General features: G+C 64.4%; 12 protein-coding genes and 2 tRNA genes. 9 read left to right on the plus strand and 5 right to left on the minus strand.

Going from position 1 to position 15,078, the window contains the following annotated elements:
* Nucleotides 1–4: 4 nt before the first annotated feature.
* The 3 genes from ACZY0R_RS23535 to ACZY0R_RS23545 all read right to left on the minus strand — a co-directional run bounded on the left by ACZY0R_RS23535 (nucleotide 5) and on the right by ACZY0R_RS23545 (nucleotide 2,583).
* A complete protein-coding gene (locus ACZY0R_RS23535; protein WP_488861641.1) occupies nucleotides 5–1,006 on the minus strand; it encodes a FecR family protein in 1,002 nt (333 codons plus the stop codon).
* 78 nt (nucleotides 1,007–1,084) lie between these two features.
* Nucleotides 1,085–1,588, minus strand: coding sequence for a sigma-70 family RNA polymerase sigma factor (locus ACZY0R_RS23540; protein ID WP_488861643.1), 504 nt, complete (start codon nucleotides 1,586–1,588; stop codon nucleotides 1,085–1,087).
* 374 nt (nucleotides 1,589–1,962) lie between these two features.
* Entirely contained in the window at nucleotides 1,963–2,583 is a 621-nt protein-coding gene (locus tag ACZY0R_RS23545) for a hypothetical protein (protein WP_488861645.1), read from the minus strand.
* 292 nt (nucleotides 2,584–2,875) lie between these two features.
* On the opposite strand from ACZY0R_RS23545, the gene ACZY0R_RS23550 reads away from it, so the two are divergent.
* Nucleotides 2,876–3,127 carry a DUF1488 family protein gene (locus ACZY0R_RS23550; protein ID WP_045237788.1) on the plus strand — a complete coding sequence of 84 codons (252 nt, stop codon included), beginning with the start codon at nucleotides 2,876–2,878 and terminating at the stop codon, nucleotides 3,125–3,127.
* 31 nt (nucleotides 3,128–3,158) lie between these two features.
* Here ACZY0R_RS23550 and ACZY0R_RS23555 read toward each other — a convergent pair whose 3' ends face one another.
* Nucleotides 3,159–3,830 carry an SOS response-associated peptidase gene (locus ACZY0R_RS23555; RefSeq protein ID WP_488861647.1) on the minus strand — a complete coding sequence of 224 codons (672 nt, stop codon included), beginning with the start codon at nucleotides 3,828–3,830 and terminating at the stop codon, nucleotides 3,159–3,161.
* A gap of 199 nt (nucleotides 3,831–4,029) precedes the next feature.
* Between ACZY0R_RS23555 and ACZY0R_RS23560 the strand changes: the two genes are divergently transcribed.
* Nucleotides 4,030–4,416 carry an AAA family ATPase gene (locus tag ACZY0R_RS23560; protein ID WP_488861649.1) on the plus strand — a complete coding sequence of 129 codons (387 nt, stop codon included), beginning with the start codon at nucleotides 4,030–4,032 and terminating at the stop codon, nucleotides 4,414–4,416.
* 181 nt (nucleotides 4,417–4,597) lie between these two features.
* Here the strand turns inward: ACZY0R_RS23560 and ACZY0R_RS23565 are convergent, their stop codons facing one another.
* Nucleotides 4,598–5,455, minus strand: a complete 858-nt coding sequence (locus ACZY0R_RS23565; RefSeq protein ID WP_045237785.1) for a 23S rRNA (adenine(2030)-N(6))-methyltransferase RlmJ — start codon at nucleotides 5,453–5,455, stop codon at nucleotides 4,598–4,600.
* Between the two features lie 234 nt (nucleotides 5,456–5,689).
* Between ACZY0R_RS23565 and mnmC the strand changes: the two genes are divergently transcribed.
* The 7 genes from mnmC to ACZY0R_RS23600 all read left to right on the plus strand — a co-directional run bounded on the left by mnmC (nucleotide 5,690) and on the right by ACZY0R_RS23600 (nucleotide 14,717).
* Complete coding sequence (mnmC, locus tag ACZY0R_RS23570; protein WP_488861651.1) at nucleotides 5,690–7,726, plus strand: bifunctional tRNA (5-methylaminomethyl-2-thiouridine)(34)-methyltransferase MnmC2/FAD-dependent 5-carboxymethylaminomethyl-2-thiouridine(34) oxidoreductase MnmC1; 2,037 nt, start codon at nucleotides 5,690–5,692, stop codon at nucleotides 7,724–7,726.
* A 227-nt stretch (nucleotides 7,727–7,953) separates the two neighbouring features.
* Entirely contained in the window at nucleotides 7,954–9,315 is a 1,362-nt protein-coding gene (gene tig / locus ACZY0R_RS23575; RefSeq protein ID WP_488861653.1) for a trigger factor, read from the plus strand.
* Between the two features lie 73 nt (nucleotides 9,316–9,388).
* Nucleotides 9,389–10,039: an ATP-dependent Clp endopeptidase proteolytic subunit ClpP gene (gene clpP, locus ACZY0R_RS23580; RefSeq protein WP_006160857.1), complete on the plus strand. Its 651-nt coding sequence runs from the start codon at nucleotides 9,389–9,391 to the stop codon at nucleotides 10,037–10,039.
* A 246-nt stretch (nucleotides 10,040–10,285) separates the two neighbouring features.
* The gene (gene clpX, locus ACZY0R_RS23585) at nucleotides 10,286–11,560 is read left to right on the plus strand and encodes an ATP-dependent Clp protease ATP-binding subunit ClpX (RefSeq protein ID WP_045237782.1); all 1,275 of its coding nucleotides are present in this window, start codon (nucleotides 10,286–10,288) and stop codon (nucleotides 11,558–11,560) included.
* A gap of 244 nt (nucleotides 11,561–11,804) precedes the next feature.
* The gene (lon, locus tag ACZY0R_RS23590; RefSeq protein ID WP_045237804.1) at nucleotides 11,805–14,216 is read left to right on the plus strand and encodes an endopeptidase La; all 2,412 of its coding nucleotides are present in this window, start codon (nucleotides 11,805–11,807) and stop codon (nucleotides 14,214–14,216) included.
* Between the two features lie 293 nt (nucleotides 14,217–14,509).
* Nucleotides 14,510–14,585: transfer RNA gene (locus ACZY0R_RS23595), tRNA-Val, on the plus strand.
* A 55-nt stretch (nucleotides 14,586–14,640) separates the two neighbouring features.
* Nucleotides 14,641–14,717 (plus strand) — tRNA-Asp (locus ACZY0R_RS23600).
* Nucleotides 14,718–15,078 lie beyond the last annotated feature (361 nt).

Raw genomic sequence — 15,078 nt, forward strand, 5'->3', positions numbered from 1 at the left:
GAATCTAGCGAGAAAATATTTCTGTGCTGCCGTCGGGGAGGGTGCGTACGCCCACGGGCAGGAACTGCGGTAGGGCGGTGAGCAGGGCATCGGTATCGTCGGCGTTGAAGGCACTGCTCAGGCGCAGCGCGCCGGCGCTGGCGTCGCCGATTCGCACCGGGCTGCGGCGATAGCGTGAGACCTCGGCTGCCACCAGTGACAGCGGCTGGTCCTTGAACCGCAGCTTGCCTTCGCGCCATGCCATGGCCGTGCCGAGATCGACCGGCGCCGCGGGGGCTACCCGGCCATCGCCGGCGATGCGGGTGCCGAGCCCGGCCGACAGGCGCTTCACGGACGGGGCCGGGCCCCGGCCTTGCACGCCGACCGAGCCGGATTCCACCGCGACAGCGACCGTTGCGCCGTCCCGGCGCACATCGAAGCGCGTGCCGGTGACCGTGACCTTGCCGCTGCCAGCGTCGACCACGAAGGGCCGTTCGCTGGCATGCGCCACCTCGAACATCGCCTCGCCCTCGGCCAGCGTCACGGCACGCAGGCCCGGTTCAAAACGTACCGAGATCCGCGTGCGCGTATTGAGCTCGATGACGGAACCGTCGGGCAGCGTCAGCCGCCGCCGCTCGCCAGGGGCGGTGCTCACGGCTGCCGTGTAGTGGTTTGACTCGCTGGCGGCATCGGTAGCTGGGCCGGGTGAGACCTGCCGCCAGGCGAGCCATGCGGCGCCCACGGCCATCACACTGAGGCTGGCCAGCATCGCGGCGCGCAAGGCCGGCCGCGCTCGCCGCGGCGGCGTAGCCGGTGCAAGTTCTTCCGCCAGTGCGCGCAGCCGGTCGGGATCGAGCACGCCGGCTGCCTGCCAGATACGTTCCAGCGCCGTGTATTCGGCCCGGTGCATAGGACTGGCGTCGAGCCAGGCGGCCATGTCACGGCGTTCCCGGGCGGTCAGCAAGCCGTCCCGGGCGCGTGCGAACCAGCATGCCGCCGCATCGCGGGCATTGTCCGGCGCTGTCATCTGGGCCTGGCCCTGCGGGACTTGGCGGTCCGGGGCAAGCAATGGAAGGGGAAGGGAGCCAGGATCAAGGCGCGGTACTCAATGAGGAGCTTGCGGGCCGAGCCGTTCGCGCAGATGGCGCATCGTGCGGATCATGTGTTTTTCGACCATATTCTTCGAGACCTGGAGGCGCTCGGCGATCACTTGCTGGGAAAGCCCTTCCAGGCGCTGCCAGACAAAGACCTGGCGGCAATTGAGCGGGAGCTCCGCCAGCGCCTGCTCGAGCGCGGCGGCCAGCTGGACGGCGTGGAGCGCCGCTTCGGGATCGCCGGAGCTTGCGTGATGCGAGGCAATGCTGTCAAGCGACAGCGTCTCCCGCCCGCTCTCGCGCCGGAAGGTATCGATGGCAAGGTGGCGGGCGGTCTGGTGCAAGTACGCACGCGGATGTTCGAGTGGCTCGCCGCGGCTTTCCAGCACCTTGAGCAGCGCATCCTGGGTCAGGTCCTCGGCTTCGTGGCGATTGCTCAGCTTGCGGGTCCAGGTGCCGACCAACTCTTCATAGAAGGCGAACAGGCCGAACACGCGCGAAGGATGGGACGACATGACGTGCGCTCAACGCGCTTCAACCCCGGGCGCACGGGCCGTGGCTTACGGGCCGTGGCTTACGGGCCCGGGCGTGGCGCGGAGTCCGGCCGTGCCCGACGGCTGTCGTGCAAAGCGGGTGTGTTCGTTCCGAAATGGTGAGCCGGACAAGGCGGTCCCTGGATGTCGATGCGCAAGCAGACACATAATTGAAAATGCGACGTATTATCATTTGTGTGGGTGATGTTCGTCAATGCCGACATTGAACCGGCCGGAAGAGAAGACACTTCACGTCCCATGACAATGGGTTTTCCCGCCGCATTTGGCTTGCCGGCAAGCTGAAAAAGCCAGCGCAGAGCGCGGGCGAAAGCCCGCCGCTCATCGGCGCCGGTCGCTCAACGCAGCAGGAACGCGATATCGTCCACGCTGATTTGCGCGACGGCAACGCCCCGGCGTTGCTGGAACAGGATGTGCTGGAGAACCCGGCGGCGTTGCCTGGCAAAGACAGCCAGGTCGATGGGGATGCCGGCGCGAGCGTAGTGCTCGACCAGCAGCTTGTAGGCACGATGCCGCATCTGCAGGGCTTCGCCCTCTGCCCGTAGCTGGCTCGTGTCCTGCGGCACGACGCTTTCGGTCTGACGCAACGCCTCCATGGCGTGGGCGTGCATGTCGCGGTAGCGATCGAGTTCGGCTTGCGTCGTGCGCAGCCGTTCGCGTAGCGCGCGGACCTTGCGCTGCAGCTTCAGCGTCATGCCTACGCCATGCTCGACCAGCGCGACGGTCTCAAGCGCATGGCTGGCGGCGGCAATCGTGTTTTTCCAGATTCCCCCGTCAGTCGCCTCGGTTTCCGCTGCCCACCCGTTGCTGATTCCGCTAAAAATCTTCATATGACCCCTTGACCCTTGTACAGATTTCCGGCGGCCGGCTTTTTGGTAGCCGGTCCTGTCCGCGTGCACGGCGGCCGGGCTGCGTTGGCGCGCCTGCCGTGTCGAATCGACATCGTTGTACTGGCACATGCGCTGGCTGGCATGCCTCGCGCCGATGACCTGGGAATGCTACGGTCTCGCCGTTCGCGGGCCAAGTAGAAGATGCTTAGATCTGGTATTCCCGATGCAAATGTCGCTCAATGTACGGGCGCGAGAATGTCTCGCCAAAGGCGCGTCATCGGGCGGCCCGCGCGATGCGCGGCCGGCGATAAAGCGCCCCTTTCCAGACTTACTGGAGGGCGCATCCCCGAATCCTGGGAAAATAGGGCAACCGGGCTCTCGATACCGTACGGATGCCCGCGAATCGGACTAGGATGCATGCATGGCACTCATTTTCCCCAATCCCAGCCGGAGTTACGACCCATCCAGGCATTGCGTATGTTTTTGGGGCTATGACAACTCGCGTGAAATCGCCTTCGAGGTGGACCGCGCGGTGCTCTCCACCCTCAGCCCTGAATTGCGCCCGGACGAGCCTGCCGTGCTCGATGCGTTCGACCGCCACCGCGATCACATCCTGGAACTCGCGCGCGGGCTCTATTCCCGCAGCCGGCAGAACCGGTATCAGATTTCCTGAACGCTGTTCAGTCCGGGCAAGCGCAGTTCGCTCAGGCTGGCGCCTCCGGAGATCCTGCCGCAATCCGCGGCGGGAGCGGTGCGGGCTCGGCCGCCAATTTTTCCGCGGCGTACGGGCGCAGGAAGCTGCGGGCCAGTTCCGTGTCCCTGCAGGTCAGCCAATCATCCCACTCCGTGCCCGGCACGATCACGATCATCCGTTTTTCCTTGCCCGGCGCATGGAAGCGTTGCATCAACGGGTGGTGCTCCGAATTGGTGGTCAGCATGGTGAAGCTGTGGATGTCGTGGCCGCCTTCGCCCGGCCATGCGCGCCAGAGGCCGGCGATTGCCATGGGCTCGTCATCCTTGAGCCAGATCCGCCAGCGTACCGCCTTGCCGGTTGCGTAATCGGGCTCATAGAAGCATTGCGCGGGTATCAGGCATAGCTGTCCCTGTTTCCACGCCGCCGAGAACGTCCGTTTTTCACCCACCGACTCCGAGCGCGCATTCGTGGTGTCGAACCTCGCCACGCCGGGCGGAATGCGTTTCCTGGGGACCATCCCGAAGGTGCCGGCCAGGCATTGCCGCTGGCCGTCGTGGTCCGCCACTAGCAGCGGCGCGGCGTAGTCAGGCCATGTTTCGGGGGGCCATTCCTGCACCGGACAAGTGACGCCGAAGACGTCGCGTAAAACGGCCGCCTGCACGGGCGCGTAGTTGACGCACATGGCTTGTCTCCATGCCGATGCTGCATGTGGAAAGGGAATATCCAGTATGGCGGACGGGCGGGAAGGACCAAAGTGATTCTTGTCCTACCGGCGGGGCGCATGCTGTAATCGCTTGTCGTGTCACGGTGCCGCGTTGGCGCCGGTTCCGTCCCCGCCCAAGATCAGGCGCATTGAACCGACCTCATCCTGTTTGCCATCGATGACCGATAGACCTCCGTTCTTCATCCTCACCGGCGGCCCCGGCGCCGGCAAGACCACCTTGATCGCCGAACTGGCGCGCCGGGGATACGCCACCTCGGAGGAGGTCGGGCGCGAGATTATCAAGGAGCAAACGTTGGTGAACGGCCCCGGCCTGCCGTGGGTGGATCCGCGCTTGTTCGCCGAGTTGATGCTGTCGCGCGAGATGCGCAACCGCCGGGCGCATGCGGGCCGGGCCGAACCGGTGTTTTTCGATCGCGGCGTGCCGGATGTGGCCGGCTACCTGAGCCTGTCGGGTTTGCCGGTGCCGCCGCATATCGATGCCGCCGCGCGGTTGCTTCGCTATCACTGCTGCGTCTTCATCCTGCCGCCCTGGGAGGATATTTAGAGCCGGGACGCGGAACGCCGGCAATCGCCGAAGGAGGCGGCACGTACCCATGACGCCATGGTGCGCGCCTATGCCGGTTACGGCTATGAACTGCTGGAAGTGCTGCGTTTGCCGGCTGCGCGGCGGGCCGACTTCGTCGAGTCGGCCATCGGCCGCTGAACGCTCGCGGCTGGCGCGAGGATCAGCTTTCCTGGGCTTCCAGGGTGAAGCCTGCGCCATCATCCTGGCGCAGCAGCGTCACCAGGGCGGGCATGGCCGCCTCCAGGGTTTCCTTCAGGCGCCACGGCGGATTGACGATGAACATGCCGCTGCCGTGCAGGCCAAGGCCGCCGGAAACCGGATGCTTGACACGCAGGCTGACGTGCAGCCAGCTTTTGAGCGGCAGCTTCTTCAACTGCACCGGCAACTGCACCGATTCGCGGCGCTGCACTTCGGGATACCAGATGGCGTACATGCCGGTGGCGAAGCGCTGCAGGCCATCCTGCAGGGTCCGCAGCACGCGGGCGTAGTCCTGCTTGTCTTCGTATGAGGGGTCGATCAGCACCAGCGCGCGGCGGGGCGGCGGCGGCAGGATGGCGTTGATCCCGGTGAAGCCGTCGCCGTCGTAAAGCATGACGCGGCGGCCGGCGCCGCGGAAATTCTCACGCAGCACCTGGATTTCCGTGCTGTGCAGCTCGAACAGGCGCAGTCGGTCGGCATCGCGCAGCATCTGCCAGGCAAGCCAAGGCGAACCGGGGTAGTGCTTCAGGCTGCCGTCCGGGTTAAGGGTACGCACCTGTTCCAGGTAGTCCTCGAGCAAGGTCGGCATGGGCCGCTTGGCGGCAGCAGCCTGCCACAGCCGGGCAATGCCGGTTTCGTATTCGCCCTTCTTTTGCGCGTAAGCGTGGTCGAGCGCATAAAGCCCGGCGCCGGCGTGCGTGTCGATATACCAGAAGGGCTTGTCTTTCTGGCTCAACTGTTCCAGCAATTGGACCACGATGGCGTGTTTAAGAACATCGGCGTGGTTGCCGGCGTGGAAGGCGTGACGGTAGCTGAGCATGGCGAGGCGGGAAAAGGGCGTGCCGCCGGCCTGGACGGGCCGGCGGCACAGGGCGCTATGCTACCATCGCCGGGCTCTGGCGCTGCCGTACGGCTGTTTGCGGTGCCGCGCGAGGCGCTAGCATCCCGGGCACCTTGGCTCGCCATGGTGCCCCGGCCAGCGCGCCAGCGTCTTGTCCCGACCCTTTCCTGTCCGACGTTCTCCGTCCCCTCGATTCTTGCCCAAGTTTTTTCCATGACCCGCGCCTTAGATCTCGCCGAGCCCGTTTTCGCCGCCTCGGGCCCGCCATACTCGCAGCGTTACGGGGATGTCTACCACAGCGACGAGGGTGGCCTGGAGCAGGCCCGGCACGTTTTCCTGGCGGGCAACGGTTTGCCAGGCGCGTGGGGCGGGCGCGACCAGTTTGTAATTCTGGAGGCCGGGTTTGGCCTCGGGCTTAACTTCCTGGCGACGTGGCAGGCGTGGCGGGCCGATCCCGCGCGTTGCCGGGGGCTGCATTTCGTGTCGGTGGAGAAGCACCCGTTCACCAGCGACGGTCTCGCCGCCGTCCACGCCAATTTGCCCGGCCTGACGGAACTGGCGCCGCTGGCCATGCAGTTGCGGCAGGCATGGCCGCTGACCTTGCCCGGGCTGCACCGGCTGGAATTCGAGGGTGGGGCGGTCGTGCTGACGCTTGCGTTCGGCGATATCGATACCGTGTTGCCAAGGCTGGCGCTGGGCGTCGATGCGTTCTACCTGGACGGCTTTGCGCCCGACCGCAATCCCGATATGTGGCAGCCGCCATTGATGAAGCGGCTGGCCCGGCTGGCGCGTCCGGAGGCCACGCTGGCGACCTATGCGGCGGCAGGTTTTTTCCGGCGCGGCTTGCAGGCGGCTGGCTTCGAGGTGAAGCGGGCGACCGGCTACGGCAGCAAGTGGCATATGACGGTGGCGCGCTTCCCAGCGGCGCGCAGCCAGCGCCGGCATCCCCCGCCAGCCGCCGCTAACTGGCCCGAGCGCCACGCCATCGTGATCGGTGCCGGGCTGGCTGGCTGCGCGGTCACGGAGCGCCTGGCCGCGCGAGGCTGGCGTGTGACGCTGTTCGACGCGCATGATGGCCCCGCGCGGCTGACTTCCGCGCATCGCGCGGCAGCCATGCACCCGCATCTGTCGTCGGACGACAGCCTCCTGTCGCGCTTGTCGCGCGCCGGGAACCTGTTCTCTCTGAGAGCCTGGGAGGCATTGGCCGCGGCAGGGCATGCGCCGGGCTGGCAGGGGTGCGGCGTGCTGCAGATTGGCGCGGACGCGGAGGACGCCCGGATCCAGCGGGCGGCGCTGGCCGCGCTGGGGTTTCCCGAGGCGTTCGCGCGCTGGATGCCGCCCGACGAAGCCGCGCGCCGGCATGGCGCCGCCGTTCCCCATGGCGGACTCTGGTTCGGGCAGGGCGGCTGGGCGCCGCCGCCCGACATCTGCCACGCGCAACTGGCGCAGGCCGGAGCAGCGGTAACGACGCATTTTGGCCGCCGGGTCGCGCGGCTGGTGCGTGCCGCGGATGGCTGGCAGGCCTTGGACGACGCCGGGGCGGTGATGGCGCAGGCTCCGGTGATGGTCCTCGCCAACGCGCACGAGGCGCTGCGCCTGCTGCCGCTGCACCATATGACGATCGACCGCGTGCGCGGGCAGTTGACCACGCTCGAGGCCGCGCAAGTGGAGCAGTTGGGCACCTGGCCGGACTGCGTGGTGACCGGGTCGGGCTATCTGTTGCCAAGGGCCGGCGACGGTAGCGCGCGGGTCGGCTCCAGCTACGAGCCGGCCGCCGAAGGGCAGGGCGAACTCGCCGAGCGCCCGGAAGTGCACGCGGAGAATCTTGCCAAGCTGGGCTTGCTATTGCCGGATCTTGCCGCCGCCGCAGCCCGGCTGGACCCGGCGGCCCTGCGCGGTTACGTTGGCGTGCGCAGTGTTTCACACAATCGCCTGCCGCTGATCGGCCGTATTGCCGATGAGGCGCAGGCCGCGCGCGACGCCGTCGCGCTGCGCGGCGCGCGTCTCAGGGATATCCCTCGTCTTCCCGGGCTCTACGCGGCACTTGCATATGGCTCGCGCGGCCTCACATGGGCGGCACTGGGGGCGGAGTTGCTGGCCAGCCAGATCGAAGGAGAGCCGTTACCGCTCGAACTCGAACTGGCCGAGGCCATCGACCCTGCGCGGCTGCTGGTCCGTGCCTTGCGGCAAGGGCAGGTGGCAAGCGAGGCGGAAGGCGCGGGCGCGCCATCCGAGCCGGTTCCCGGCTAAAAACTGCCGGAACCGAATGAAAACCGTGCGATAATCCCCGTTTTCCGTTTGCGTGGGCCTGCGCCCGGATGCTCCGGGTTCGTTGGTTTTCCGCGCGTACCCGCAGTTTTCGATAGCGCCCGCGTACCGGGCATCGGCATTTGCCGTCGCTTTGCCTGTGTTTTGTCGGGCACGCGAGCGGGGTGCGCTTACGAACACAACAACATTTCTGGATTGGATCAACGACCATGTCGAATGTCATTGAAAACCTTGGCAAACTGGACCGCAAGGTGACCCTGGCCATTCCCAAGGCCGAAGTCGAAAAGGAAAAGCTGGAACGTCTGGTTCGCCTGTCGAAGACGGTGAAGATGTCCGGTTTCCGTCCCGGCAAGGTACCGATGAAGATGGTCGAAAAGCAGTACGGCCAGCAAGTCGAGTTCGAAGTCCGTTTCGACAAGGCTGCACGCAAGTTCTTCGACATCACCAAAGAACAAGATGTGAAGGTTGCCGGCCAGCCCAAGTTCGAGGTCAAGACCGACGGCGTGAGCGAAGACGAAGTGGCCTTCGACGCGACCTTCGAAGTCTATCCGGAAGTCAAGCTGGGCGACCTGGCCAGCGCCGAAGTGACCCGCACCAAGACCGAAATCTCCGATGCCGAAGTCGACAAGACCATCGACATCCTGCGCAAGCAGCGCGTGCACTACCACACCCGTGGCGAAGCCGGCGAGCACGGCGACGGCGGCGGTGAAGTGGCCGCCCAGAACGGCGACCGCGTGACCCTGGACTTCGTCGGCAAGATCGACGGCGTGGAATTCCCCGGCGGCAAGGCTGACGACTTCGCCTTCGTGCTGGGCGAAGGCCGCATGCTGCCCGAGTTCGAGCAAGCTGCGCTGGGCCTGAAGGTTGGCGAAAGCAAGACCTTCCCGCTGGCATTCCCCGAGGATTATCACGGCAAGGAAGTGGCCGGCAAGACCGCCGAGTTCACCGTCACGCTGAAGAAGATCGAGTGGGCGCACCTGCCGGAAGTGAACGACGAGTTCGCCAAGTCGCTGGGCGTCGCCGACGGCAGCGTCGAGAAGATGCGCGCCGACATCCGCGAAAACCTGGAGCGCGAAGTCAAGCGCCGCACGCACGCCATGCTGAAGGACCAGGTCATGGACGCGCTGCTGAAGGCAAGCGAGCTGGAAGTGCCGAAGGCCCTGATCGAGCAAGACCAGGAGCGCCTGGTGGAAATGGCTCGCCGTGACCTGGAACAGCGCGGCATGCCGAATGCCAAGGACATGCCGATTCCGGCCGAGATGTTCACCCAGCAAGCTGAGCGCCGCGTCAAGCTGGGCCTGATCCTGGCCGAGATCGTCAAGGCCCACGGCCTGGACGCCAAGGCGGACCAGATCAAGGCCGAGATCGAGGACTTCGCCAAGAGCTACGAAGACCCGAAGGAAGTCATGCGCTGGTACTACGGCGACCAGCAGCGCCTGGCCGAGATGGAAGCCTACGTGCTGGAAAACAACGTGGTAAATTTCGTGTGCGACAAGGCCAAGGTCACCGACAAGACGGTGTCCTTCGAGGAACTGACTGCCGAAGGCAACAACCAGCCTCAGCAGGCCTGAGCCTGGCCCGTGGCCGGAACGCATGGCGCGCCGGCCGCAGCCTTGTCTCTTACCGAACTCCAGGAGAACTTGCATGACCCGCAATGATTTGCTTGACCGTCTGGCCACCACGCAGGCCTCCGCCCTGGAAACGCAGGGACTGGGGCTGGTGCCGATGGTGGTTGAGCAGTCCGGTCGGGGCGAGCGCGCCTATGACATCTATTCGCGCCTGTTGAAGGAGCGTTTGATTTTCATGGTCGGCGAAGTCAACGACCAGACCGCTAACCTGGTGGTCGCCCAGTTGCTGTTCCTGGAAAGCGAAAATCCCGACAAGGACATCTCGCTCTACATCAACTCGCCGGGTGGCTCGGTGTCGGCTGGCCTCGCCATCTACGACACCATGCAGTTCGTCAAGCCGGACGTGGCCACGCTGTGCATGGGCATGGCAGCCAGCATGGGTGCATTCCTGCTGTCGGCTGGCGCCAAGGGCAAGCGTTCGGCGCTGCCCAACTCGCGCATCATGATCCACCAGCCGCTGGGCGGCGCGCGCGGCCAGGCCTCGGACATCGAGATCCAGGCCCGCGAGATCCTGTACCTGCGCGAGCGGCTGAACACGATCCTGTCGGAAGTCACCGGCCAGCCGGTCGAGAAGATTGCCCGCGATACCGATCGCGACAACTTCATGAGCGGCGACCAGGCAGTGGACTACGGCCTGATCGACAAGGTGCTCACCCGCCGTGCCTGACAGACCGGCCCGGCTGCCGCAAGGCGGGCCGGGCAGGGGCCGGGCGGTGATCCTTCGGGTATCGCCGCCCGGCCGCAACGAAGAAGGCTATGCAGAAACGAGGCCTTGTGCCTCGTTTTTTGCTTTTGCCCCACAGCGTGGGGGTCTACCCGCCGCGCCAATTTTTTTGGCGTATGATGCGTTTGAAGCGTATCCCCGCAGCGCTCCGGCACTGCGGCACGCACACTGCTAATGTGACTGATTCCTATGGCGGATAAAAAAGGTTCATCCAGCGAGAAGCTCCTTTACTGCTCGTTCTGCGGCAAAAGCCAGCACGAGGTAAAGAAGCTCATCGCCGGCCCGTCGGTGTTCATTTGCGACGAATGCATCGACCTGTGCAACGAGATCATCCGCGACGAGGCAGCTGCATCCGACAAGGATGCGGGCGCCTCGGCCAAGTCCGATCTCCCCACCCCCCACGAGATCCGCGAAAGCCTGGATCAGTACGTGATTGGGCAGGAGCAGGCCAAGAAGATCCTGGCCGTAGCGGTGTACAACCACTACAAGCGCCTGAAGCACCTCGGCAAGAAGGACGACGTCGAGTTGTCCAAGAGCAACATCCTGCTGATCGGGCCCACCGGCTCGGGCAAGACGTTGCTGGCGCAAACGCTGGCGCGCCTGCTGAACGTGCCATTCGTGATCGCCGATGCCACCACGCTGACCGAAGCCGGCTATGTCGGCGAGGACGTGGAAAACATCATCCAGAAGTTGCTGCAGAACTGCAACTACGAGGTGGAAAAGGCACAGCGCGGCATTGTCTACATCGATGAGATCGACAAGATCTCGCGCAAGTCGGACAACCCGTCCATCACCCGCGATGTGTCCGGTGAAGGCGTGCAACAGGCTCTGCTCAAGCTGATCGAAGGTACGATGGCTTCGGTGCCCCCGCAGGGCGGCCGCAAGCATCCGAACCAGGACTTCCTGCAGGTGGATACCACCAACATCCTGTTTATCTGCGGTGGCGCGTTTGACGGCCTGGAAAAGGTCATCATGCAGCGCTCGGACAAGACCGGCATCGGTTTTGCCGCGCAGGTGCAGAGCAAGGAAGAGCGCGAGGCCAGCGAGGTGCTGCCGCAGGTCGAGCCGGAAGACCTGATCAAGTTCGGGTTGATCCCGGAACTGATCGGCCGCCTGCCGGTGGTGGCGACGCTGGCCAAGCTGGACGAGGCCGCCCTGATGCAGATCCTGGTCGAGCCCAAGAACGCGCTGATCAAGCAATACCAGAAGCTGCTGGCGATGGAAGGCGTGGAGCTGGAAATCCGTCCGGCCGCGCTGTCCGCGATTGCCCGCAAGGCGATTCGCCGCAAGACGGGTGCGCGTGGCTTGCGTTCGATACTCGAACAGTCGCTGATGGATGTGATGTATGACTTGCCCAATTACAAGGGCGTGCAAAAGGTGGTGATCGACGAGAACACCATCACCGGGGACGCTCCGCCGTTGCTGATGTATGAGGAGCAGCCGAAGGTGGCTGGTTCGAACTGACGCGAACGCCGGCGCTTATGACGATCTCAGGCCGGCAGCGAGTCCTAAAGGCCGTTCGCGAAAAGCGAGCGGCTTTTTTTCTTCATTTTCGTAAAACGAAGGGGAGGAAACGGGGGTATGCTGTTTGGACGGGTCTTGCAAGTGCGGGGAGCAGCATTTGCACAATGCATTGAATCGTTGGCACCTATCTTGCAATCGATTCATGAGACCCAATTTACGCCTAAATGACTGACTGGGGAAAATGATGTCCGGAACACAACTCCTCCCGGCTGAGCCGATTCGCCTGCCACTGTTGCCCCTGCGCGACGTGGTGGTGTTTCCGCACATGGTGATCCCACTGTTCGTGGGACGTCCGAAGTCCATCAAGGCGCTGGAAACTGCGATGGAGGCGGGCAAAAGCATCATGCTTGTGGCCCAGAAAACGGCGGCCAAGGATGAGCCGACCGCCGACGACCTCTACGAGGTAGGCTGCATCGCCAACATCCTGCAAATGCTCAAGCTGCCCGACGGCACCGTCAAGGTGCTGGTGGAAGGCACGCAGCGCGCGAATATCCGCGAAGTGAGCGAAGACGAGTCGCACTTCATGTGCGAAGCCGTGCCCGTGCCGCCGGGTCCGGTCGAGACCGCCGAGACGGAGGCGCTGCGCCGCGCCATCGTGTCGCAGTTCGACCAGTACGTGAAGCTGAACAAGAAGATCCCGCCCGAGATCCTGACCTCGCTGTCGGGCATCGACGAGCCGGGTCGCCTGGCCGACACCATCGCCGCGCATCTGCCGATCAAGCTCGAGCAGAAGCAGAAGATCCTGGAGATGGTGAATGTCACCGAACGCCTGGAGAGCCTGCTGTCGCAGCTCGAGGGCGAGATCGACATCCTGCAGGTGGAAAAGCGCATCCGTGGCCGCGTCAAGCGCCAGATGGAGAAGAGCCAGCGCGAGTACTACCTCAACGAGCAGGTCAAGGCCATCCAGAAGGAACTGGGCGAAGGTGAAGAGGGCGCCGACCTGGAAGAACTCGACAAGCGCATCAAGGCCGCGCGCATGCCGAAGGAAGCCAAGAAGAAGGCCGACGCCGAATTCAAGAAGCTCAAGCTGATGTCGCCGATGTCGGCCGAAGCCACCGTCGTGCGCAACTACATCGACACGCTGGTCAACCTGCCGTGGCGCAAGAAGAGCAAGGTCAACAACGACCTGACCAACGCCGAGCGCGTGCTCGATGAAGACCACTACGGCCTCGAGAAGGTCAAGGAACGCATTCTCGAGTATCTCGCGGTGCAACAGCGGGTGGACAAGGTGAAGGCGCCGATCCTGTGCCTGGTGGGGCCCCCCGGCGTGGGCAAGACCTCGCTTGGCCAGTCGGTGGCGCGCGCGACGAACCGCAAGTTCGTGCGCATGGCACTGGGCGGCGTGCGTGACGAGGCCGAGATCCGCGGCCATCGCCGTACGTACATCGGCTCGATGCCCGGCAAGATCCTGCAAAGCCTGGCCAAGGTCGGCGTGCGCAATCCACTCTTCCTGCTCGATGAAATCGACAAGATGGGCATGGATTTCCGCGGCGATCCTTCGTCGGCATTGCTCGAAGTGCTGGACCCGGAACAGAATCATACGTTCCAGGACCATTACATCGAGGTCGATTTCGACCTGTCCGATGTGATGTTCGTGGCGACCTCCAACTCGCTCAACATTCCGCCTCCGCTGCTGGACCGGATGGAAGTGATCCGCCTGTCGGGTTACACCGAGGAAGAGAAGGTCAACATCGCCCAGCGCTACCTGCTGCCCAAGCAGATCAAGAACAATGGTCTGAAGGCAGGCGAGATGGAAGTGAACGAAGACGCCCTGCGCGACATCATTCGCTACTACACGCGTGAAGCGGGCGTCCGCTCGCTCGAGCGTGAAGTGTCGAAGATCGCCCGCAAGGTGGTCAAGCTGCTGCTGCTCAAGAAGGAAACGGGCACGGTCAAGGTGGCATCGGAGAACCTGGATAAATTCCTTGGCGTGCGCAAGTACGACTTCGGCCTGGCCGGCAAGGAAAACCAGGTAGGCCAGGTGACCGGTCTGGCGTGGACGGAAGTGGGCGGCGATCTGCTGACCATCGAAGCCGCGATCATGCCGGGCAAGGGCAACATCACCCGCACCGGTTCACTGGGCGACGTGATGAAGGAATCGGTCGAGGCAGCACGTTCGGTGGTGCGCTCGCGGGCACGTCGTCTGGGCATTACGGACGAGATGTTCGAGAAGCGCGATATCCACATCCACGTGCCCGAAGGCGCCACCCCCAAGGATGGTCCTTCGGCCGGCGGTGCGATGACCACGGCGCTGGTGTCGGTGCTCACGGGTATCCCGGTGCGCGCCGACGTGGCCATGACCGGGGAAATCACGTTGCGCGGTGAAGTCCTGCCGATCGGCGGCCTCAAGGAGAAACTGCTTGCGGCCCATCGCGGCGGTATCAAGCTGGTGCTGATCCCCGAGGAAAACGTGAAGGATCTCGCGGAGATCCCGGACAACGTCAAGAACGCCATCGAGATCGTCCCGGTGCGCTGGATCGACAAGGTCCTGGAACTCGCGCTCGAGCGCAAGCCCGAGCCTCTGCCGGAGGAAGTGGCCAAGCCCGCCGATGTGGCGGACAAGGGTGCTGCCAAGGTCGAGATGATTCATCACTGACGCCGGCGATGGCGCTGCCCGGATCCTGCGATCCGGGCGTTGCCGAAGCAGGCCGCTTTTGAAAACGCCGCGGGCTTTTCCCCGCGGCGTTTTTCTATTTCGCCTCACATTGTTCGATGCCCCTGGCGTGCGGGGTGCGGGTGCTTTTTGCGTTTCTCAAAATGTCCGCGAAGAATACTTGGCAAAACGCCAGGGGCTGTATTATACTTGCGCCCTCGCAACGCAAACAGCAGTAATTACTCTGATATGTGCGCGGCGATGCTTGCAGCATGCAGTGCGGCTGCGGTACGAGCGGGTGCTTAGCTCAGTTGGTAGAGCGGCGCCCTTACAAGGCGTAGGTCGGGGGTTCGAGCCCCTCAGCACCCACCATCGCTCCTGCCGCAAGACGAGCCACACAGACGACGCGTGCTGCCGCACCGATACAGGAGTGGTAGTTCAGTTGGTTAGAATACCGGCCTGTCACGCCGGGGGTCGCGGGTTCGAGTCCCGTCCACTCCGCCAAATACGCAAAAAGCAAAACGGGCCCTTAGTGGCCCGTTTTGCTTTTTGCGCTTCCTGCATCAGTGCGTCTTTCCCCCTCTTTCCTGAGTGCCGGCCTGTGTTGCCGAGGCTCCTTGCGAAGCGCGGCAAGTGCGGCATCGGTTGTGTGGAGACAACGATGCCGTCCCTTGCCGCAGGTGCTCGAACAGGCCACGCAGCGGCTCGACAGTGCCTTCAACGAGGTGGCCGGCCTCGTGCGCATCCTGGCACCGGTGAACCTCGCCCGTTGACGCTTTGCCACGGCGCATTGGCTTCGGGGGCGCTGGTCGAGGTGTTGCGCGACTGGCGTCTGCCGCCGCATACCGTATGGGTGATCTGGCCG

The sequence above is a fragment of the Cupriavidus sp. F041 genome (genome assembly GCF_057814235.1).

Coding starts and splice junctions, on each gene's coding strand:
- ACZY0R_RS23535 (WP_488861641.1), bottom strand. CDS start 1,006: ATGACAGCGCCGGACAATGCCCGCGATGCGGCGGCATGCTGGTTCGCA.
- ACZY0R_RS23540 (WP_488861643.1), bottom strand. CDS start 1,588: ATGTCGTCCCATCCTTCGCGCGTGTTCGGCCTGTTCGCCTTCTATGAA.
- ACZY0R_RS23545 (WP_488861645.1), bottom strand. CDS start 2,583: ATGTGCCAGTACAACGATGTCGATTCGACACGGCAGGCGCGCCAACGC.
- ACZY0R_RS23550 (WP_045237788.1), top strand. CDS start 2,876: ATGGCACTCATTTTCCCCAATCCCAGCCGGAGTTACGACCCATCCAGG.
- ACZY0R_RS23555 (WP_488861647.1), bottom strand. CDS start 3,830: ATGTGCGTCAACTACGCGCCCGTGCAGGCGGCCGTTTTACGCGACGTC.
- ACZY0R_RS23560 (WP_488861649.1), top strand. CDS start 4,030: ATGACCGATAGACCTCCGTTCTTCATCCTCACCGGCGGCCCCGGCGCC.
- ACZY0R_RS23565 (WP_045237785.1), bottom strand. CDS start 5,455: ATGCTCAGCTACCGTCACGCCTTCCACGCCGGCAACCACGCCGATGTT.
- mnmC (WP_488861651.1), top strand. CDS start 5,690: ATGACCCGCGCCTTAGATCTCGCCGAGCCCGTTTTCGCCGCCTCGGGC.
- tig (WP_488861653.1), top strand. CDS start 7,954: ATGTCGAATGTCATTGAAAACCTTGGCAAACTGGACCGCAAGGTGACC.
- clpP (WP_006160857.1), top strand. CDS start 9,389: ATGACCCGCAATGATTTGCTTGACCGTCTGGCCACCACGCAGGCCTCC.
- clpX (WP_045237782.1), top strand. CDS start 10,286: ATGGCGGATAAAAAAGGTTCATCCAGCGAGAAGCTCCTTTACTGCTCG.
- lon (WP_045237804.1), top strand. CDS start 11,805: ATGTCCGGAACACAACTCCTCCCGGCTGAGCCGATTCGCCTGCCACTG.